The sequence below is a fragment of the Mesoflavibacter sp. CH_XMU1422-2 genome, from assembly GCF_037029245.1.
Lineage (GTDB): Bacteria > Bacteroidota > Bacteroidia > Flavobacteriales > Flavobacteriaceae > Mesoflavibacter > Mesoflavibacter zeaxanthinifaciens.
Genome location: NZ_JAYMEE010000062.1, coordinates 487,159 through 506,949, shown reverse-complemented (window position 1 = coordinate 506,949; position 19,791 = coordinate 487,159). Strand labels below are relative to the sequence as shown.

At 30.9% G+C, this 19,791-nt stretch carries 18 protein-coding genes and 1 other RNA gene; 13 read left to right on the top strand and 6 right to left on the bottom strand.

Annotated features, from left to right (window positions below; all coding sequences use genetic code 11):
* The first annotated feature begins 218 nt into the window (after positions 1-218).
* Complete coding sequence (locus tag WA340_RS11665) at positions 219-1,655, top strand: hypothetical protein (protein ID WP_336129185.1); 1,437 nt, start codon at positions 219-221, stop codon at positions 1,653-1,655.
* On the opposite strand, the gene WA340_RS11660 is transcribed toward WA340_RS11665, so the two are convergent.
* Together WA340_RS11660 and WA340_RS11655 are read right to left on the bottom strand one after the other, a co-directional pair.
* On the bottom strand, positions 1,652-4,117 hold the full coding sequence (locus WA340_RS11660) for a TonB-dependent receptor (protein ID WP_336129184.1): 2,466 nt from the start codon (positions 4,115-4,117) through the stop codon (positions 1,652-1,654). The two genes, WA340_RS11665 and WA340_RS11660, sit on opposite strands and share 4 nt — an antisense overlap.
* A 12-nt stretch (positions 4,118-4,129) precedes the next feature.
* A complete protein-coding gene (locus WA340_RS11655; protein WP_336129183.1) occupies positions 4,130-5,761 on the bottom strand; it encodes a M23 family metallopeptidase in 1,632 nt (543 codons plus the stop codon).
* 233 nt (positions 5,762-5,994) lie between these two features.
* Between WA340_RS11655 and WA340_RS11650 the strand changes: the two genes are divergently transcribed.
* The 4 genes from WA340_RS11650 to rny all read left to right on the top strand — a co-directional run bounded on the left by WA340_RS11650 (position 5,995) and on the right by rny (position 8,396).
* Entirely contained in the window at positions 5,995-6,285 is a 291-nt protein-coding gene (locus WA340_RS11650) for a hypothetical protein (protein WP_027879936.1), read from the top strand.
* Positions 6,286-6,298: 13 nt separating this feature from the next.
* Positions 6,299-6,592: a cell division protein ZapA gene (locus WA340_RS11645; protein WP_304142948.1), complete on the top strand. Its 294-nt coding sequence runs from the start codon at positions 6,299-6,301 to the stop codon at positions 6,590-6,592.
* 63 nt (positions 6,593-6,655) lie between these two features.
* Positions 6,656-6,774, top strand: a non-coding RNA gene (gene ssrS / locus WA340_RS11640) — 6S RNA.
* Between the two features lie 50 nt (positions 6,775-6,824).
* Entirely contained in the window at positions 6,825-8,396 is a 1,572-nt protein-coding gene (gene rny, locus WA340_RS11635; protein WP_336129182.1) for a ribonuclease Y, read from the top strand.
* A gap of 40 nt (positions 8,397-8,436) precedes the next feature.
* Here rny and WA340_RS11630 read toward each other — a convergent pair whose 3' ends face one another.
* Together WA340_RS11630 and xerD are read right to left on the bottom strand one after the other, a co-directional pair.
* On the bottom strand, positions 8,437-9,588 hold the full coding sequence (locus WA340_RS11630; protein ID WP_336129181.1) for a sensor histidine kinase: 1,152 nt from the start codon (positions 9,586-9,588) through the stop codon (positions 8,437-8,439).
* 108 nt (positions 9,589-9,696) lie between these two features.
* Entirely contained in the window at positions 9,697-10,593 is an 897-nt protein-coding gene (xerD, locus tag WA340_RS11625; protein ID WP_336129180.1) for a site-specific tyrosine recombinase XerD, read from the bottom strand.
* Between the two features lie 155 nt (positions 10,594-10,748).
* Here xerD and WA340_RS11620 point away from each other — a divergent pair, with 155 nt between their 5' ends.
* From WA340_RS11620 to WA340_RS11605, 4 genes are all read left to right on the top strand, one after another.
* Positions 10,749-11,267 carry a hypothetical protein gene (locus WA340_RS11620; protein WP_336129179.1) on the top strand — a complete coding sequence of 173 codons (519 nt, stop codon included), beginning with the start codon at positions 10,749-10,751 and terminating at the stop codon, positions 11,265-11,267.
* 215 nt (positions 11,268-11,482) lie between these two features.
* Positions 11,483-12,064 carry an outer membrane beta-barrel protein gene (locus WA340_RS11615; protein ID WP_336070945.1) on the top strand — a complete coding sequence of 194 codons (582 nt, stop codon included), beginning with the start codon at positions 11,483-11,485 and terminating at the stop codon, positions 12,062-12,064.
* Positions 12,065-12,154: 90 nt separating this feature from the next.
* Positions 12,155-12,571 carry a type II 3-dehydroquinate dehydratase gene (aroQ, locus tag WA340_RS11610; RefSeq protein WP_027879943.1) on the top strand — a complete coding sequence of 139 codons (417 nt, stop codon included), beginning with the start codon at positions 12,155-12,157 and terminating at the stop codon, positions 12,569-12,571.
* 179 nt (positions 12,572-12,750) lie between these two features.
* Positions 12,751-13,383 carry a porin family protein gene (locus tag WA340_RS11605; protein WP_336129178.1) on the top strand — a complete coding sequence of 211 codons (633 nt, stop codon included), beginning with the start codon at positions 12,751-12,753 and terminating at the stop codon, positions 13,381-13,383.
* Between the two features lie 75 nt (positions 13,384-13,458).
* Here the strand turns inward: WA340_RS11605 and lpdA are convergent, their stop codons facing one another.
* A complete protein-coding gene (gene lpdA / locus WA340_RS11600; RefSeq protein ID WP_304142966.1) occupies positions 13,459-14,835 on the bottom strand; it encodes a dihydrolipoyl dehydrogenase in 1,377 nt (458 codons plus the stop codon).
* A gap of 116 nt (positions 14,836-14,951) precedes the next feature.
* Here lpdA and WA340_RS11595 point away from each other — a divergent pair, with 116 nt between their 5' ends.
* Complete coding sequence (locus tag WA340_RS11595; RefSeq protein WP_223076629.1) at positions 14,952-16,235, top strand: NAD(P)/FAD-dependent oxidoreductase; 1,284 nt, start codon at positions 14,952-14,954, stop codon at positions 16,233-16,235.
* A gap of 8 nt (positions 16,236-16,243) precedes the next feature.
* On the opposite strand, the gene msrB is transcribed toward WA340_RS11595, so the two are convergent.
* Complete coding sequence (gene msrB, locus WA340_RS11590) at positions 16,244-16,720, bottom strand: peptide-methionine (R)-S-oxide reductase MsrB (protein ID WP_336129177.1); 477 nt, start codon at positions 16,718-16,720, stop codon at positions 16,244-16,246.
* Between the two features lie 170 nt (positions 16,721-16,890).
* Here msrB and WA340_RS11585 point away from each other — a divergent pair, with 170 nt between their 5' ends.
* From WA340_RS11585 to WA340_RS11575, 3 genes are all read left to right on the top strand, one after another.
* The gene (locus tag WA340_RS11585) at positions 16,891-17,724 is read left to right on the top strand and encodes a M48 family metallopeptidase (RefSeq protein ID WP_336129176.1); all 834 of its coding nucleotides are present in this window, start codon (positions 16,891-16,893) and stop codon (positions 17,722-17,724) included.
* A gap of 86 nt (positions 17,725-17,810) precedes the next feature.
* Positions 17,811-19,112: an MFS transporter gene (locus tag WA340_RS11580; protein ID WP_336129175.1), complete on the top strand. Its 1,302-nt coding sequence runs from the start codon at positions 17,811-17,813 to the stop codon at positions 19,110-19,112.
* A gap of 37 nt (positions 19,113-19,149) precedes the next feature.
* Complete coding sequence (locus WA340_RS11575; RefSeq protein WP_106678355.1) at positions 19,150-19,755, top strand: hypothetical protein; 606 nt, start codon at positions 19,150-19,152, stop codon at positions 19,753-19,755.
* The last annotated feature ends 36 nt before the right edge of the window (positions 19,756-19,791 follow it).

Below are 19,791 nucleotides of genomic sequence, written 5' to 3'. Positions count from 1 at the left end.
TTAGCAGATTATTCAATGTTTGATTATTAGAAAATCTACAAATCAACAATTAAAGATTTTTCTTACATATACCATTTAATATTCTTGTGGTTTTGTTAAAATATTAATAAAAACTAGTATTTATAGGTGTTTGTAAGGATAATATGACAATTTTTTTTCTTTAAAAAAAGTAGTGTTTTGTATTTTTGTATCCCCTAAATTTTAATAAATCTACAGCTATGAGAAAAAAATTACTTTTTTTTATTTTTCTATTAACTTCTTTCTTTAATTATGCTCAGGTTGGAATAAATACATCATCTCCAGATCCATCATCTGTGTTAGATATTGTATCTACAACATCAGGAATGTTAGCACCAAGAATGACTACAGTACAGCGTAACTCTATAGCTAGTCCTGCTAATGGATTATTAGTTTATGATACAGATTTAGGATTATTCTATTTTTATGATAATTCTTCTTGGAAACCTTTGTCTTCCTCACAACGTAATAATTACAAATTAATTAAAAGTGAAGCCGATTTAGCTGCCGAGTTAGTTGCTGGTAGTGGCACAACTTATCTTCTAGACTCAAACACATATTACGAAATTAATGGACTTATAACGCTGTCTTATCCAATAGAGCTAAATAACGCCTATGTAGCAGGAGAAGATACTAATAATGATATTTTATTAAGGACTACAGGAAATATATTTGAAGGAGATACAGGTGGATCTGTTAGAAACTTAACTTTACAAGCTACTGCAGGTTCAGTTTTTAATTTATCTGAAATAACTAATACCCAAAATTTAATTTTAAGAGATGCTTTTATTGTTAATTCTGCTTCTGTTGGTAGTATTTCAGGATTTAATTTAGTCTTTTTTAGTATTGTACAATATGTTGGTAATACTACAGGTATAATTTTTACAAATATAAATCAATTACTTCTTAATTCTGAAGGTTGGGATGGGAGTAATTCAGGCACTTATCAAACCTTTGTTGGTAATTTTGAAGTTATAGCTAAGCAAGGTGGGTTTAGTGAAGTTGTAGGTGCTACAGCAGCAATAGATGTGCTAGGTATAACATCTTTAACAGGAGGAGGCACATTAAGAACTGTAGACTTTTTTGGAGGCGGTAATTATATAAATGGACCAGGAACTTATACTAATTACAATTTTAATACCGATTGGGATGTTGATTGTGCAGGAATACCAGTAGAAAAAGATGCAGTTGCAGCTGGTAATTTTTATTATAATGATGTAAATCCTTCTCCAACTGGTTTTACACAAACAATTAATAATAACACAGCAGTAGAAATACAAGGTACAGGTCTTTTTTTAACGACTAACTTATTTAGGTTTGCTGCATCAGGAGGTAACAATAGATTGACTTATGAGGGATTAAAAAATCGTCAATTTCAAATAAATGCAAGTTTATCCATTAGAGTGACAGGAACATCAGGTGATTTTTATGCTTTTTATATCGCAAAAAATGGAGGTATATTAACTGAGTCTAGAGCTATTGTATATGTTGATAATAGTAGTACAATACAAAATATAGCTTTAAATGAGAATATTGATTTAAGTACTAATGATTATATAGAGTTATTCGTACAAAGATTAACTGGTTCAGGAAATGATAATTTAGTTGTATTTGCTGAAAATTTAAGTATAAACTAAAACCTCATAGTTGTTCTTACATTAAACACTCTTGGTGTTAAATAGTTGGGGATAGCATATTGACGTTTACTGTACACATCTCTAACCCATGTGTTGGTTATAGAGTTTTGCACGTTAAAAACGTTAAATATTTCAAAACCAAAAGACAATTCTTTAAACGGTTTTTTCCAACCACTATCAAATTGTTTGTCTTTATCAACTAATACAAATTGTAATCCGACATCTGCACGTTTGTAGTCTGGTAAGCGGTTTTGGTATACGTAAGGATCTGCGTAACTTGGTGATCCGCCAGGTAAACCTGTATTATAAACCAAATTTAAGTACATTTTCATGCTAGGTATGTTTGGTACATAATCTTGAAATAACGCAGCAAACTTTAGTCGTTGATCTGTTGGTCTAGGTATGTAGCCTCTATCATTAATGTTTTCTTCGGTTTTTAAATATCCAAAACTAAACCAACTTTCGGTACCAGGAACAAATTCACCATTTAAACGTAAATCCAAACCATATGCATAAGCTTCTGCATTATTATTTGCTCTGTATCTTATTCTAACATTTTCTAATGTGTATGGATTAACATCGGTTAGTTTTTTGTAATAAGCTTCACTAGTTAATTTAAAAGGTCTGTCCCATAATTTAAAGCTATAATCATTCCCAACAACTAAATGTATAGATTTTTGCGCTTTAACATCAGTGTTAACTACACCAAATCGATCACGTAATTCTCTGTAAAAAGGTGGTTGATAATACAATCCGCCACTTATTCTAAACAGCATATCTTTATCCCAGTTAGGTTTTATGGCAAATTGCGCACGCGGAGAAAATACAGATTGACTAACAGATTGGTTGGTTAATGCATCATCTACTGTCCAACTATGACTTCTTACACCAGCATTGTACCAAACATCATGTTCGCCAATTTTACTACGTAAGCTCCATTGTACGTATGCTTGCAGACGATTTATAACTGTACTATTAGTAGCTCTTACATTTTGATAAGCTTCTAAAGGACCTTGGTAAGGCTCATATGGTTGCTCATTAAACGCATCAGAACTTGGTGGATTAATAGAAAAGCCTGCAGAATCTATAACTTCCCATTCTACTAAACGGTCTCTAATATCTTCATTTGTATATTTAATTGAAAACTTAAATTCGTTTTCATTTTTAGTGTAAGTTCCTTTTGCTTCAATTGTTGAAATTAATGCATCTAAATCGTTACGACCATGGTTAAGTTGGCTTCCAATACCTTCAGTAAATTCGACTTCACCAAAATTATCATCACCAATATTGCTATTTACTTCACCTAACGCATATTGTGCTAAAATATCAAAATACTCTTCTTCTGTGGTATGGTAAGTAGAAGTGACAAGACTTAAGTCTAAATCGTCATTTACTTTATAATTAGCACTTAAAGCGCCAAATAGTGTTTGGTATTGATCTTTTTCTTGTCCTTCGTACCTTACTACTAATGCTAATGGATTATCTAATGTCCCAAAGTTGGTTTGACGCGTAAGTGGTATGTAGTTGTATTTATTTAATGATGCATTACCTAAAAAACTAAGTTCAAATTTATCAGTAAATCTATAAGTAAAATAACTTTGAAGGTCTGCAAAAGTAGGGTTGAAGTTAGTTTCTGTTTCTTGAGCATCTACCAATAAACTATTATCGCGGTATCTTAAACCAACAATACCAGTAAATTTAGAGTCTTTACTTGCAGTTTCAACCGCTAAACTACCACCTAGAAGACTTAAATTTGCTGCTACACCAAAGTCTGTAGGTTTTTTGTAGGTAATATCTAATACAGAAGATAATTTATCACCATATTTAGCTTGAAATCCACCAGCAGAAAACTCGATATTACTAACTAAATCAGAATTAACAAAACTTAAACCTTCTTGTTGTCCAGATCTAATTAAAAATGGACGATATACTTCAATACCATTAACATAGATAAGGTTTTCGTCATAGTTTCCACCACGTACAGAGTATTGTGTGCTTAACTCGTTGTTGCTACTTACGCCAGGTAAGGCTTTTAAAAGATTTTCTACACCAGCTTGTGCACCAGGAATTTTAATTAATGCATCTGGAGCTATTGTAATAATACCTTCTACATCTTTTCGTTTTTTACCATTTAAGACAACTGTAGATATTTGTACAGCATCTTGTTTCATTATAGGATTAAATTCAAAAATTTCACCCTTTTTTAGATTAAATCTAGCTTCTACATTTTTAAATGATACATGAGAAAATACGACGGTAACATCTGTGTTAGCAGGAATTTTTAAAGAGAAAAAACCGTTACTATTAGTTTGTGTTCCTAAATTTTCACTTTTAATATTTACAGCATCTATGGGTTGATTAAATTCATCTAAAATCACACCATTTATTGTGGCTGTTTGCGCTAAAGCAACTATTGGTAGTAAGACAAAAAGAAGCTTTAAGGTTAGTTTTAGTTTTTTCAAAGGTTTAAAAATTTATTTTCGATGGAAAGTTGCTTCAAATGTAGCGCTATTTCCAACATTATCTGTTACAATAACTTTTAAATTGTTGTTAGTCTCTTTAACGACGTTATCTTTAAAATCGTGTACAAGCATATCGGTTTTGTAATCATATTCCATTAAAATCCATTTTCCGTTAACGGTTGCTCTGTAATTGGAAATACCACTTTGCTTGTCCTCAATTTTAAGTTTTAAAAATCGATATTTACTCATCCATTTTCCATCAGTAAAATTAACAGGTTCTATGATTGGTGCAACGGTATCTCTAGCTAAACAGTATGTACCTAAGTTTTTAGTCCTAGTGTATAAAACGTTGTCTTTTTGTTTTGTAGAAGAGTAGCTTGGATAGTTATTCCAACCAACTAATCTAGCAATATACACTTGTTTTAAATCTTCTGGAGAATAACCTGTAATATCATAATTTATTGTAAAGTACTTATTAGCAGCTCTGTTTTTATCATGTACTTTTACAGTATCAGAATGTACTTGAAAGTCCATAAAAAAACTGTCGTAAAATGTTTCTTTAGGAATGTTAACGGTAATTTTATCCTTTTCTAAAATCACATTTTCTTCTCTGTTAATATAATATTGAGAGGTGAAGTTTGTCGAGGTTTCAGAAATAGGCGTTGTGTCTCCATTAATATTTAAGTCAATAATTGTGGTGTTTCCTTCAAAATCTTCAACTTTAATTTTGTACAAAGACGCTATAGAATCGTAAACCATAATATAACCATCATCTACTAAATTGTCATACATACTTAACGGGTTATTAGTATCTAAAAATAGTTTTTGAAGGCGTTCTTTTTTTTCAGAATAATGAGGGTAATCTATTAAACGGTTAAGATGCTTGGTTTCATCAAAAGAAAAACGCTTAAAATTAATAGTAAAGTTAGGCATACCATTTAAAGCAGTTTCAATTTTGTAAACCCCATTTTTATTTGCGGCTAGGTCTTGTCTGTCTATAGTATTTATTGCAAAACCAATTTTGCCGTAAGCTTTTATGTCTTCAACTTTATAATCGCCATTTTGAAGCGGAATTAGTCGTAGTTTTTGTTTTAAATTTGAATTATTAACATGTGATAATTCGTTAATAGGGTAGGCGTAGATGCTTTTTACAATTGGCTTTTTAGTGTCTTTAACTTTAATGCCAAACAATAAAGGATTTATAGGTCGCTCTAGGTTATCTCTAATTTCATAATGAAGATGTGGTCCGCCAGAACTACCTGTGTTTCCTGAATAAGCAATAACTTCTCCTTTGGTTAAAATGAGTTCGTTGTTAGAAGGAAAAACTTCAACCTCAAAGGATTCTTGATCATATTGTTTCTTTTTTATAAAACTTTCAATTTTATCAGAAAAGCGTTGTAAGTGTGCATACACAGTTGTATAACCGTTGGGATGAGTAATATAAAGTGCCTTACCATATCCAAAATGAGCAATTTTAATTCTGCTAACATAACCACTTGCTGCAGCATAGACTTTTAAACCTTCACGCTGTTTAGTTTTAATATCTAATCCAGAATGAAAATGATTACTTCTAAGTTCTCCAAACGTACCAGCTAAAATAGTTTCGCCATCCAAAGGTGAAGCAAAATAATCTTGCGGGTACATATTTTGAGCATTGATAAAACTAGAAAAAAATAAAAAGAGAAATGTTATAAATCGCATAAAATACATGTTACTGCTAAAATAGAAATAAGGTTTTAATTAGCAAACAAAAATCAATAACTAGACCAACCATTTGATTTTTAAACACTTTTTTTAAAAATAAAATTTTATGAAAAAACAATTGTATAATCCTACGGTTTGATTAACTTTGTAAGATAAGTATAGGTATTAGCAGAATGAGTAAAATTGAAGACATTGTTGATAATCTAGAGCAAAAAATTAGCAAAGTCTTAAAGAGACAGCAAGTTTTAAAAGCAGAAAATGCTAAGCTAAAAGAAGCATTGCAACAATCTCAATCAGTGTTAAAAGCCAAAGACCTAGAATTAGATAATTGGCAAGAAAAATATAATACACTTAAAATGGCTAACACCATACTTGGCAGTGACAACGATAAACGAGAAACAAAGCTCAAGATAAATGCATTAATTAGAGAAATTGACCATTGTATAAGTCAATTGTCTAGTTAAAATATTAAGATTAATGGCAGACACACTAAAAATAAAGTTATCAATAGCAAATAGAGTGTATCCATTAACAATTGCACCAAGCCAAGAAGAAGGCTTAAGACTAGCTGCAAAAAAAATTGAAGCTATGATAAAGCAATTTGAGCAAAGCTATTCTGTTAGAGATAAGCAAGATGTATTGGCAATGTGCGCATTACAATTTGCTAGTCAAGTAGAGCAGAGCATATTAGATAAAGAGTACGTGTCAGAACATGTTGAAGAAAAGTTAAAAACCTTAAACAATATGTTAGACACACATTTAAGTTTATAAAATAAAACGTTCATAACACATAAAATAATAGGTTACTGCCTACATTGATTATCTTTTTGAGAAACTCAACGTTAATTCTTTAAAAAGGGTGAGTTTAAGCTGTAAAAGCATGCTGCTAATACTATGTATTTGGGCAGATCCTTGATCAGTTTGTTAGCCCTAAACTTGTTTTTAAGGAGTTTTTTTCAAAACAAAATTAATGTAGGCTTTTTTTATATATAATTAATCAACAATGGATAATACAATTTTAATAATTGCTGGTATCGCAATAGGAGCCTTAATAGGTTTTATTATTGCAAAAATGCTAGAACGAAGTAATGCATCAAAGCTAATTAAAAGTGCAAAAAAATCTGCAGCAGCTATCGTAAAAGAAGCTAATGCAGAAGGAGAAAGCATTAAAAAAGATAAAATTTTACAAGCTAAAGAAAAGTTTTTAGAGCTAAAGGCAGAGCATGAAAAAGTAATCATGAGCAGAGACAAGAAAATGTCTGATGCCGAAAAACGTATTAGAGATAAAGAATCTCAAGTATCAAGTGAGTTATCAAAAACTAAAAAACTTAACGCTCAAATCGAAGAAAAATCTATTGATTTTGATCACAGAATAGAAGTATTAGAAAAAAAACAATCAGAGCTTGATAAACTACATAAAAGTCAAGTAGAACAATTAGAAGTCATCTCTAGTTTATCTGCAGACGAAGCAAAGCAACAGTTAATAGAGTCTTTAAAAGGCGAAGCTAAAAGCGATGCTATGGCTTATATCCAAGATAAAATGGAAGAAGCTAAATTAACAGCTCAACAAGAAGCCAAAAAGATCATCATTAATACCATACAGCGTATTGGTACAGAAGAAGCAGTAGATAATTGCGTATCTGTATTTAATATTGAAAGCGATGATGTAAAAGGACGAATTATTGGTCGTGAAGGAAGAAATATTAGAGCAATAGAGGCAGCTACCGGAGTAGAAATTATAGTAGATGATACACCAGAAGCAATTATACTTTCTTGTTTTGACTCTGTAAGACGTGAAGTTGCACGTTTATCTTTACATAAATTAGTTACAGACGGACGTATACATCCAGCACGTATTGAAGAAGTAGTTAAAAAGACACAAAAACAAATAGAGCAGGAGATTATAGAAGTTGGTAAGCGTACTGTTATAGACTTAGGTATTCATGGATTACATCCAGAATTAATTAAAATGGTTGGACGTATGAAATATCGTTCTTCTTACGGTCAAAACTTATTACAACACTCTCGTGAAGTTGCTAAACTTTGTGGTGTAATGGCTGCAGAGTTAGGCTTAAATCCTAAATTAGCTAAAAGAGCAGGTTTATTACATGATATAGGAAAAGTGCCAGATGCAGAAGCAGATATGGAAACACCTCATGCTATATTAGGTATGCAATGGGCAGAAAAATTTGGAGAAAAACCAGATGTATGTAATGCTATTGGTGCTCACCATGACGAAATAGAGATGAAATCTTTATTATCGCCAATTATTCAAGTTTGTGATGCTATATCTGGAGCTAGACCTGGAGCAAGACGACAAGTGTTAGATAGCTATATTCAAAGATTAAAAGACTTAGAAGAAATTGCTTTTGGTTTTAACGGTGTTAAAAAAGCTTATGCAATACAAGCAGGTAGAGAGTTACGTGTTATCGTAGAAAGCGAAAAAGTGAGCGACCAAAATGCTGCTGATTTATCATTTAATATTTCTCAAAAAATACAAACAGATATGACTTATCCAGGTCAAGTTAAAGTTACTGTTATTAGAGAAACAAGAGCAATAAATATTGCTAAGTAAACAAAAAATATAACAGAGAATTAAAAAAAAAAAATCCAGCCTAGTGCTGGATTTTTTGATTAGGTAAATGAAGTGTAAAGGTTGTACCTTCATTAATTATACTTTCTACATCTACAGAGCCGCCAAAGGCTTCTAGTTGATTTTTTACTAAATATAGACCAACACCTTCAGCATCTGGATTATTATGAAATGTTTTGTATAAACCAAAAAGGTCTTTTCCAAACTTGTCTAAGTTAATTCCTATACCATTATCTTTTACAACTAAGTTTGTGTGTGTATCGAAAGATTCAGAAGCAATTAAAATCTCAGGATTACGTTTAGGATGTTTATATTTAATTGCATTGGTTACTAGATTCTGTAATATACTATATAAATAAGACTTGTTAAAATTAACGTTACAATCGTCAGAAACACTAACTTTTATATTAGCGCTCTTTTCTGAAATTAAATATTCTAAATCTTTTAAAACGTTATTTATTTTGGTGTTGAGTTTAATGTCTTCACTTGTTTCTTCTGGTTTAGACTGTATGGAAACAATTTCACCTAAATCATTTATAGTTTTTGTTAATGATTTTGAAAGAGTTTTCATGTAATCTAACATTTCTGTTTTTTCTTCTTCATTTTTAGCTTCATCATAAAGCTCTAGTAAACTTTCAAAATTTCCAGCATGTTGTTTTAGGTTGTGGGTAACAATGTGAGCAAAGTTTTGAAGTTTACTATTTTTTTTAGCTATTAAATCTAGTGTTTCTTTAATTTTCTGTTCATTATCAGCATAATCTGTTATATCTACATGGGTACCAATAACTCTAGTAGCTTCTCCTAAACTATTTTTTTCTATATATTGACCGCGATCTAAAACCCATCTGTAAGTACCATCTTTATGAAGTACACGATGTTTGTTTTCGTAATCAGGAAGTAAACCGTTAAGATGATCTTGAAAGTCTTTAAAATATTGCTCTCTGTCTTCTGGATGAACACGATCATTCCAATCGTTTACATTAAAGCCAAAGGAATCATCATCTTCAAATCCTATTATAGCTTTTGAAGGTTTAGAAAAGAAAACTTTGTTTTCTTTTGCATCAAAATCCCAAATACCAACTTTTGAAATCTCTAAGGCTAATTGCCATTTTACATCTTCAATATATTGGTTATTAGATTGTTTTAACTTAAGTTCTTTTAATAACTGTGACATACAGGTTGTACTGTTGTGTTAAATTTAAGAATAAGTTAGTGTAAGGGATTCTGAACAAATATATTCAACATATGTTGAAATTCAAAAAATAATCGATAAAGTACAACTTTACTTTCTTGGATGAAAATTGTTAATTACTTCTGTTAATTGACTTCTGTCTATGTGTGTGTATATTTCTGTTGTTGTAATACTTTCGTGACCTAGCATTAATTGTATAGCTCTTAAATCTGCTCCGTTTTCTAATAAATGTGTAGCAAAACTATGTCTAAATGTATGAGGTGAAATTGTTTTTTGAAGATTGATTGTTTTAGCCAGGTTTTTAATAATTGTAAAAATCATAGCTCTTGTAAGCTGTTTACCTCTTCGGTTTAAAAATAATATGTCAGAATGTTCTGGATTGATGTTTAAGTGGTTTCTAATTTCGTTTTTATAAATGTCAATATATTTTTGTGTATGTTCCATTATAGGTACAAAACGTTGTTTGTCTCCTTTACCTGTAACTTTTATAAAACCTTCATTAAAAAATAAATCAGATATTTTTAGGTTTATTAGCTCGCTAACTCTTAATCCACAACCGTAAAGTGTTTCTAAAATTGCTTTATTGCGTGTGCCTTGTGGATGACTTAAATCTATAGCGGCAATTAGTTTGTTAATATCATTTAAGGATAAGGTGTCGGGTATTTTTCTTCCTATTTTAGGCGCTTCTATGTGGTCTACAGGATTGTCGTCTCTGTAATTTTCAAAAACTAAATAATTAAAAAAACCTTTTAAACCAGAAATTAATCTAGACTGTGATCTAGCATTAAGCTGTTTTGCAGTTTGATATACAAACTCTTTAATAGTTTCTTTTGAAATATTTAAAGGACTATCACCACTATTATTTTCTTTTAAAAATACTATTAGTTTTTCAACATCTAAGAGATAACTATTTATAGTGTTATCTGATAAACCACGTTCTATTTTAAGATATGTAGAAAAATCTGTTTTAGCTTGTGTCCAATTCATTATGTAAAAATAAGTATAATAATAATATCTACTTTATGTGTTTATTATATTACATAAATGTTAAAAACTTTGTTAATTAATTGTTTAATATGTAAAAATCAATACAAAAAAATTAATAGATTAGTATTATTAATCAAATTATTAAATCATTAATTATGAAAAAATTATTTTTTTTAGCTGCTTTTGCAGTATTCGGATTATCAACGATGAATGCTCAAGATTCTGACAATGGATCATCTGCTTTATCAAAAGGGTCATGGTTAATAGAAGCTAACACAGGTTCTTGGGCAACAGGAAGTACAGCATTTTCATTAACTTCTATTGACGGTAACACTGCTTGGTCTGCTGGAGCAGAAGCGGGTTATTTTGTAATAGATAACTTAGCTATAAAAGCAGGATTAGGATATGCTGATGACGGTTTTAATGACGGAATATTTGCTTACAAAGTAGGCGCAAAATATTATGTAGATGGTCAATTTCCTTTAGGTGTTGATTTTACTGGTATTTCTCAAGATGGAGAAAGTGCAAACTGGGTTGGTTTACAAGGTGGGTATGCTTGGTTTGTAGCTCCAAATGTTAGTATTGAACCTACCGTACGTTACAATGTAACTTTAGATGACCAAAAAGCTGATAGTGCATTTCAAGGTTTAATAGGATTTGCTTTTCACTTTTAATCAACTTAAATAATGTTATAAAAACCGGAGCAATCGCTTCGGTTTTTTTATTTATATAATCAAGTATATTTTGACATATTTTTAAATTAAAATCATAACTATTTAACTATTAGGTTTTTAGGAAAATTTGTAAATTTTTAACTGTTTTTTTCTTGTTTGATAGGTTAACCTAGTTTAATTTTGCCACCTTAAATCAATAAATGAAAATTTAAATTATGAAAAAATTATTATTCGCAGCTGCTTTTGCAGTTTTAGGATTTACAGCTAACGCTCAGGAAGAACAAACTTTTGGTTTTGCTAAAGGTGATTTATTTATTTCAGGATCTGTTACTTTTAGTAATGAATCAACTGGAGATGTTAAAGATAACGCTTTTGAAGTAGCTCCAAAAGTTGGTTACTTTTTATCAGAAAATATTGCTTTAGGTGCTAAAGTAGGATACACAACTTCAAAAATTGATAACGGTACTGCTGATGCTAACAATAATGCTTTTGCTGTTGGTGTTTTTGGACGTTATTATTTTACTCCTGCTAGCAAGTTTTCTTTATTTGGTGAATTAGCTGCAGATTACATGTCTTATGATAACGAGTACCCTACAGTAGTTGAAGGTGATGGTTTTGGTGCTAATTTAGGAGCAGGATTAAACTACTTTGTATCATCTAACTTTTCTATCGAAGCTGGTGTAGGTGTTTTAGGTTTCAATTCTACAAAAGCTGATGGTGCTGATGATGCTACAAACACATTTTCTGTTGGTGGAGACTGGACTAATGTAACTTTTGGTGTTAACTACAAGTTCTAATTAGTAAATACAATATTTACTATTAAAATAATTAAAAACCGAAGCAAACGCTTCGGTTTTTTTATGCGCTTATTTTTGTATTTTTACTTTATGAAAAAACTAATTATCATTAATGGACCTAATTTAAACTTATTAGGTAAAAGAGAACCTAATGTTTATGGTAACTTATCTTTTACAGAGTTTTTAGATACAATTAAAAATAAGTATTCTAATGTCTCTTTAGAACATTTTCAGTCTAATGTAGAAGGAGAGATTATAAATAAAATACAAGACGTAGGTTTTGACTATGATGGTATTATTTTAAATGCAGCAGCTTATACACATACTTCTGTTGGTATTGGTGATGCAGTAAAAGCCATACAAACTCCTGTTGTAGAAGTGCATATTTCTAACACATTTGGAAGAGAAGAGTTTAGACATCACTCTTTTATTTCGCCTAATGCAAAAGGTGTTATTTTAGGATTTGGTTTGCAAAGTTATGAACTAGCAATACAAAGTTTTCTTTAGTTTGTTTTAACGCTTTTTTAGTATAATTTCTAAACAAATATTAAATATTTAAAGCAAATCTACTCTCTATATTAAAAACAGTTAAAAGCGATCCTTTTACTGTTAAACCATGTTAATAAAACATCTTAATAATTAAGGTCTTCGTAATTTCATTGTATAAACCAAAAAAAATGAATACAATGAAAAAATTATTTTTAAGTACTGCCGTATTATTATCTAGCTTAACTTTTATGAATGCGCAGTCAGATTCAAAAGCTGTACAATTAGGTATAAAAGGAGGCGTTAACTCTTCTACAATTAGCGGAGATGATGTTGGTGATTTATCGTCAAGAACAAGTTTTAATGCTGGTTTAGTAGCCGAAATTCCTATTTCTGAACGTGTTTCTTTTCAACCAGAGGTTTTTTATTCAGGTCAAGGATTTGATATCCAAGAAGTAGATCAAGATAATGTGTTTGACACCGATGAAAACATAGAATATCAATTAGATTATGTTCAAGTACCTTTACTATTAAAAGTTTATTTAGTTGAAGGGTTATCTGTAGAAGCTGGACCGCAATTTGGATTTAAGGTAAACGAAGAAATTGACTATCAACCAAACGATAACGCAGGAGATATAGATATTGAAGATAGTAATGTAAAAGACTTTGATACAAGTGTAGCTTTAGGTGCTGCATATAAGTTTAATAATGGCTTTTTTATAAGCGGTCGTTATAACTTTGGTGTCACAGATATTTTTGAAGATGGTACTGTCTTTGAAAACGTAGATGCAAAAAACGAGGTATGGCAATTTGGTGTTGGATTTATGTTTTAATACATTGTCAATCTTACTAAATAAAAAAGGTTCCAGAATTTCTGGAACCTTTTTTATTAAAAATAGTTTTCAATTTTATAAGTGAATTACTTCATCATAAGCATCTGCAACAGCTTCCATAACCGCTTCACTCATAGTTGGGTGAGGATGTACTGCTTTTAATACTTCATGTCCTGTAGTTTCTAACTTTCTACCTAAAACAGCTTCTGCAATCATATCCGTTACGCCAGCACCAATCATGTGGCAACCTAACCATTCTCCATATTTAGCGTCAAAGATAACTTTTACAAAACCTTCTTTGTTTCCTCCAGCACTTGCTTTACCAGATGCAGAAAAAGGAAATTTTCCTACTTTAATGTCAATACCTTTATCTTTAGCTTGTTGTTCTGTCAAACCAACACTAGCTATTTCTGGAGAACAATAAGTACAACCTGGTATATTACCATAGTCTAATTTTTCTACATGTTGTCCAGCAATTTTTTCTACACATAAAATACCTTCGGCAGAAGCAACGTGTGCTAATGCTTGACCAGGAGTTACATCTCCAATAGCATAGTAACCAGGTATGTTAGTTTGGTAATAATCATTAACTAATATTTTGTCTCTATCTACAGCAATACCAACATCTTCTAAACCAATATTTTCAATGTTAGTTTTAATACCAACAGCACTTAATACTACATCTGCTTCAATAACTTCTTCTCCTTTTTTAGTTTTAACTGTAGCTTTAACACCATCACCAGATGTGTCTACGCTTACAACTTCAGAAGAAGTTTTAATTTTAATACCGTTTTTCTTAAAAGAACGTTCTAATTGTTTAGATACTTCTTCATCTTCAACCGGTACAATTCTGTCCATATACTCTACAATGGTTACTTCTGTACCCATTGAGTTGTATACGTAAGCAAACTCAACACCAATAGCTCCAGAACCTACAACTATCATTTTTTTAGGTTGCTTTTTTAGTGTCATAGCTTCTCTGTAACCAATTACTTTTTCACCATCTTGTGGTAAGTTTGGTAACTCACGACTACGTGCGCCAGTTGCTATTACTATATGCTCTGCACTATATTCTTTACCATCAACTTCAACTTTTTTGCCAGGTTTAAGTTTTCCAAAGCCATTAATAACGTCAATTTTATTTTTTTTCATTAAAAATTTTACACCGTTACTCATGCCTTCAGCAACACCACGACTACGTTTAACAACTGCATCAAAATCAGCTTCAGCTTCTTTTACCTTTAATCCATAATCTTCTGCATGCTTTAAGTATTCAAATACTTGCGCGCTTTTTATTAATGCTTTAGTTGGGATACATCCCCAATTTAAACATACACCACCTAAGCTTTCTTTTTCTACTACTGCAGTTTTAAAACCTAATTGAGAGGCTCTAATTGCTGTAACGTATCCACCTGGTCCACTTCCAAGAACTATAATATCGTATTTACTCATTATAAAAAGTTTTGTCGTTTTTTAGAAGCTACGAATTTACGAAATCGTATTTGAATAAAGAATTTTACAACCTCAAAAATTATAACTTTTACTACCTTTGTAATAAGTTTATATCTATGAATATTCCAAAATCTAGTTTTCCGCGAGTTGTAATTATTGGAGGCGGATTTGCTGGTGTAGCATTAGCAAAGAAATTATCTAAAAAAGAATTACAAGTTGTGTTGTTAGACAAACATAACTATCACAATTTTCAACCACTTCTTTATCAGGTGTCTACAGGAGGATTAGAACCTGATTCTATTGCGTACCCAATAAGAAAAATATTAAAAGATTTTCCAAACTTTTATTTTAGGTTAGCAGATGTTTCAGAAATTGATACTGAAAAATGTAAAGTAATTAGCAATATTGGAAGTTTAAAATTTGATTATCTAGTAGTTGCCTCAGGCTCTAAAACTAACTTCTTCGGAAATAAATCTATTGAAGATAATAGTATGGAAATGAAAACCATACCTCAATCTTTAAACTTAAGAAGCTTAATTCTTGAAAATTTTGAAGACGCACTATTAACTTCAAATTTACATGAAAGAAATGCTTTAATGAATTTTGTAATTGTAGGAGCAGGACCAACAGGAGTAGAGCTTGCAGGCGCTTTAGCAGAAATTAAAAAAGGGATTTTACCTAAAGATTATCCAGATTTAGACACCAGAACTGTACAGATTAATTTAGTACAATCAGGAGATAGAATATTAAAAGAAATGAGCGAAAAAGCTTCTAAAAAAGCAGAAGATTTTCTTGAAGATTTAGGTGTGCATGTTTGGAAAAACGTTAGAGTTACTGGTTATGATGGTAATGTGGTTACTACAAACAGTGATTTAACTTTTGAAGCAGAAACGGTTATTTGGGCTGCAGGAGTTAAAGGTGCTGCAATTAATGGTATTGATGGAGAAGAATTATTGTCTAAAAGTAATAGAATACAGGTTAACGAGTTTAATCAAGTAAAAGGTTTTAATAATATTTTTGCTATTGGAGATGTAGCCCAAATGACAACAGATCAAACACCTTATGGGCATCCAATGATGGCGCAACCAGCCATACAACAAGGTAAACACTTAGGTGATAATTTATTACGTTTAATAGAAAACAAGCCTCTAAAACCTTTTAAGTATATAGACAAAGGAAGTATGGCAACTGTTGGTCGAAACAAAGCAGTTGTTGATTTACCAAAATTTAAATTCCAAGGTGTTTTTGCTTGGTTTGTTTGGATGTTTGTTCACCTATTTTTCTTAATAGGTTTTAGAAACCGACTTGTTGTTTTTATAAATTGGGTTTATAATTATGTTAGGTTTGACCGTGAAGCACGTTTAATTATAAGACCTTATAAGAATAAATTTAAACCGTAAAATAAAGATTATTTTTCTGGAACAAAGTCTAACGCTACACCATTAATACAATGTCTTTTTCCTGTAGTATCTTTAGGCCCATCATTAAAAACATGACCTAAGTGACCACCACAAGTCGCGCAATGTTCTTCGGTTCTTGCATATCCTAAGTCATAATCAGTGCTAAAGGCAACATTACCTTTAATTTCTTGATCAAAACTTGGCCAACCTGTACCAGAATCAAATTTATTTTCACTTTTAAATAAAGGTGTGTTACAAGCAGCACAATGAAAAGTACCTGATCTGTATTCATTATTTAAAGGACTTGAAAACGCACGTTCTGTTCCGGCTTCTCTTAAAACATAGTATTCCATATCTGTAAGTTCTGCTTTCCATTGCGAGTCAGTTTTACTTACCGAAAAAGATTTTTTTTCGTCTTTGTCTTGACCTTTAGATTTACAACTAAACATTAAGGTAACAACAAGTAGTAGAGCTATTTTTTTCATAATCATAGTTTTTATTAAAGATAAGTCGTTTAAATTATTAAGACATTACAAAGCTTCATTTTAGCAGATTTTTATGACTTTTAATCGAAAACATTAAGACGATACTAACATAGCTTAAAGTGATTTTTGTGAAAGATTTTGTACATTAGATTGAATTTAAAATTTCAACTATGAAAATTAATAAAATAATTGCTTCACTTACATTTTTAGTATTAATGGCAGTTTCTTGTGCTACAAATCCTTTTACAGGAAAAAAGACATTAGCATTAATACCAAACTCTCAATTGTTTCCTACTTCTTTTGCTCAGTATAATCAAGTACTTTCTGAAGGTAAAGTTGTTACTGGAACACAACAGTCTGAAATGATTAAACGTGTAGGACAACGTATTGCTGTTGCTGCAGAACGTTGGTTAAATGCTAACGGAAAACCAGGATATTTAAATGACTATAAATGGGAATATAATTTAATACAAGAAGATGTGGTTAATGCTTGGGCTATGCCAGGAGGTAAAATTGCATTTTATACAGGAATTTTACCAGTTGCAGAAAATGAAACAGCTATAGCAGTAATCATGGGGCACGAAGTAGCGCATGCATTAGCAAATCATGGTCAACAACGTATGAGTGCTGGTATGTTACAACAAGTAGGAGCTGTTGCAGGTAATGTTGCTATAAAAGATGAACAAACAAGAAATGCTTTTAACCAATATTATGGAGTAGGATCTCAAGTAGGATTAATGCTACCTTTTAGTAGAAGTCATGAAACTGAAGCAGACCGTATAGGATTATATTTAACAGCAATAGCTGGCTATAATCCAGAGGAAGGAGCAGAGTTATGGAAGCGTATGGCACAAGCGAGTGGAGGACAAGCACCACCAGAAATATTAAGTACACATCCAGCTAATGAATCAAGAATAGATAATTTAACAGCATTAGCGCCTCAAGCAAAAGCTGAAGCTAAAAAATTTGGTGTGTCTAGTTTTAGACCTTTAGGAAAATACTAATTGAGAATAAAAATATTTTAATTACTTTCGGAGCTGTTCTTATTAAGAACAGCTTTTTTTTTAAGCATAACCTAACTAAAAATCAAATGGAAAACCTTCAAAAAGGAAGTAAAAAACTACTTAATGCTTGGGCATTTTATGATTGGGCAAATTCGGTTTATACTTTAACAATAGCTTCATCTATATTTCCAATATTTTATTCGGCATTATTTATAAATCAAACCCACAAAGTTGTAAATGCTTTTGGATTTGAGTTTAAGAGCACTGCGTTAATTACTTTTATTACAGCTTTTACTTTTTTGGTTGTTGCTTTTACATCTCCAATTTTATCTGGAATAGCAGATTATGTTGGTAATAAAAAAAACTTTCTTAAGTTTTTCTGCTATGTAGGTGGATTAGGCTGTATAGGATTATATTTTTTTAGTTTAGATCATATTTACATTAGTCTTCTGTTCTATTTTATGGGATTAATTGGTTATTGGGGAAGTTTGGTGTTTTATAATTCTTATTTACCAGACATTGCTTTTCCTGAACAACAAGATAGTATAAGTGCTAAAGGATTTAGTTTAGGTTATATAGGCAGTGTTATATTGTTAATAATCAATTTAATAATGGTTATGACTGCAGAAGATGGTCAAAAAATGGATATGATGCGCTATTCTTTTGTCATGGTTGGAATCTGGTGGATTGGTTTTAGTCAGTATAGCTTTTATTGGTTACCAAAAGGAACATCTAAAGGTCATAAAGTAACCAAAGAAGTTGTCTTAGATGGTTTTAAAGAACTAAAAGTGGTTTGGAAAGCTTTAAAACAAAATAGATTGCTTAAAAAATATTTACAAGCATTTTTTGTGTTTAGTATGGCTGTACAAACTATTATGTTAGTTGCTGTATATTTTGGAGAAGAAGAAATTAATTGGGGAAGCGATGATGCTAAGACAATGGGATTAATAAGTAGTATATTAATTATTCAAGTCATAGCTATTGTTGGAGCTGTTTTAACCTCAAGAGCATCCTCAAAATTTGGAAATATAAAAACACTTATAGTAATTAATTTTATTTGGATGGGTTTATGCTTTTATGCCTATTTTATGGAAACACCAATACAATTTTACATTGCAGCGAGTTGTGTAGGATTTGTTATGGGTGGTATACAAAGTTTAGCAAGATCTACATACTCTAAGTTTTTACCAGAAACAAAAGATACAACATCCTATTTTAGCTTTTTTGACGTTGCAGAAAAAATAGGTATCGTTATAGGAATGATTATTTATGGAACAATAGATCAGATTACAGGAAGTATGCGTAATTCAATTTTATTCTTATTTATATTCTTTTTAATAGGTATTATATTACTTTTTAGGGTGTTAAAACAACAAAAACTAGAATAATTTTTTATGTTTGTATAACAATCAACTAATTTTTATAATGAAAAAATCACTTTTACCTTTCCTGTCACTATTTATTTTATTGTCTGCTTTTACTTGTGAAAATGAACCTTTGGATTATGACCAAGAGTCTATTAATAGTATAAATAATAGCAATAACAGTTCTAATAATACAGATTTAGTAGGAACTTGGGATCTTGTTAGTTTTGATGTAGATATGCTAAATTCTGCTACTCTTCCTTCCGGAGATATGATAACAGAAATATTAGTAAGTTCTACTTCAACAGATTATCAGGTTACTTTTACTGAAACTGAATTTACTACAACAGGTAGTTATAGTTATGATACATTTATTGAGGCTGGAGGAATTTCTCAACAAGATAATCTAACATTAACAGATGTTACAGGATCAGGATCTTACACAACAGACGGTAATGAGATTACTACAGAAGGTGCTTTTTTTGATTTTTCATTTGAAGGTGTAGATCAATCTGCTTTTGAGGATAATCAAACTAGCAATTATAGCATTAGTGCAGATGGGCAAACGCTAACATTTTCTCAAAATCAAACAACATTGCAGTCTAATAACGGATTTGAAACAGAAATAGATATTGTAGCAGAATCTATATGGCAAAAAGTAAATTAGTAATATATAAGAAACATAAAAAAGCCACTATTTAAA

Coding starts and splice junctions, on each gene's coding strand:
- WA340_RS11665 (WP_336129185.1), top strand. CDS start 219: ATGAGAAAAAAATTACTTTTTTTTATTTTTCTATTAACTTCTTTCTTT.
- WA340_RS11615 (WP_336070945.1), top strand. CDS start 11,483: ATGAAAAAATTATTATTCGCAGCTGCTTTTGCAGTTTTAGGATTTACA.
- WA340_RS11605 (WP_336129178.1), top strand. CDS start 12,751: ATGAAAAAATTATTTTTAAGTACTGCCGTATTATTATCTAGCTTAACT.
- WA340_RS11630 (WP_336129181.1), bottom strand. CDS start 9,588: ATGTCACAGTTATTAAAAGAACTTAAGTTAAAACAATCTAATAACCAA.
- WA340_RS11575 (WP_106678355.1), top strand. CDS start 19,150: ATGAAAAAATCACTTTTACCTTTCCTGTCACTATTTATTTTATTGTCT.
- aroQ (WP_027879943.1), top strand. CDS start 12,155: ATGAAAAAACTAATTATCATTAATGGACCTAATTTAAACTTATTAGGT.
- WA340_RS11595 (WP_223076629.1), top strand. CDS start 14,952: ATGAATATTCCAAAATCTAGTTTTCCGCGAGTTGTAATTATTGGAGGC.
- WA340_RS11580 (WP_336129175.1), top strand. CDS start 17,811: ATGGAAAACCTTCAAAAAGGAAGTAAAAAACTACTTAATGCTTGGGCA.
- lpdA (WP_304142966.1), bottom strand. CDS start 14,835: ATGAGTAAATACGATATTATAGTTCTTGGAAGTGGACCAGGTGGATAC.
- WA340_RS11645 (WP_304142948.1), top strand. CDS start 6,299: ATGGCAGACACACTAAAAATAAAGTTATCAATAGCAAATAGAGTGTAT.
- xerD (WP_336129180.1), bottom strand. CDS start 10,593: ATGAATTGGACACAAGCTAAAACAGATTTTTCTACATATCTTAAAATA.
- WA340_RS11585 (WP_336129176.1), top strand. CDS start 16,891: ATGAAAATTAATAAAATAATTGCTTCACTTACATTTTTAGTATTAATG.
- WA340_RS11650 (WP_027879936.1), top strand. CDS start 5,995: ATGAGTAAAATTGAAGACATTGTTGATAATCTAGAGCAAAAAATTAGC.
- rny (WP_336129182.1), top strand. CDS start 6,825: ATGGATAATACAATTTTAATAATTGCTGGTATCGCAATAGGAGCCTTA.
- msrB (WP_336129177.1), bottom strand. CDS start 16,720: ATGAAAAAAATAGCTCTACTACTTGTTGTTACCTTAATGTTTAGTTGT.
- WA340_RS11620 (WP_336129179.1), top strand. CDS start 10,749: ATGAAAAAATTATTTTTTTTAGCTGCTTTTGCAGTATTCGGATTATCA.
- WA340_RS11655 (WP_336129183.1), bottom strand. CDS start 5,761: ATGTACCCGCAAGATTATTTTGCTTCACCTTTGGATGGCGAAACTATT.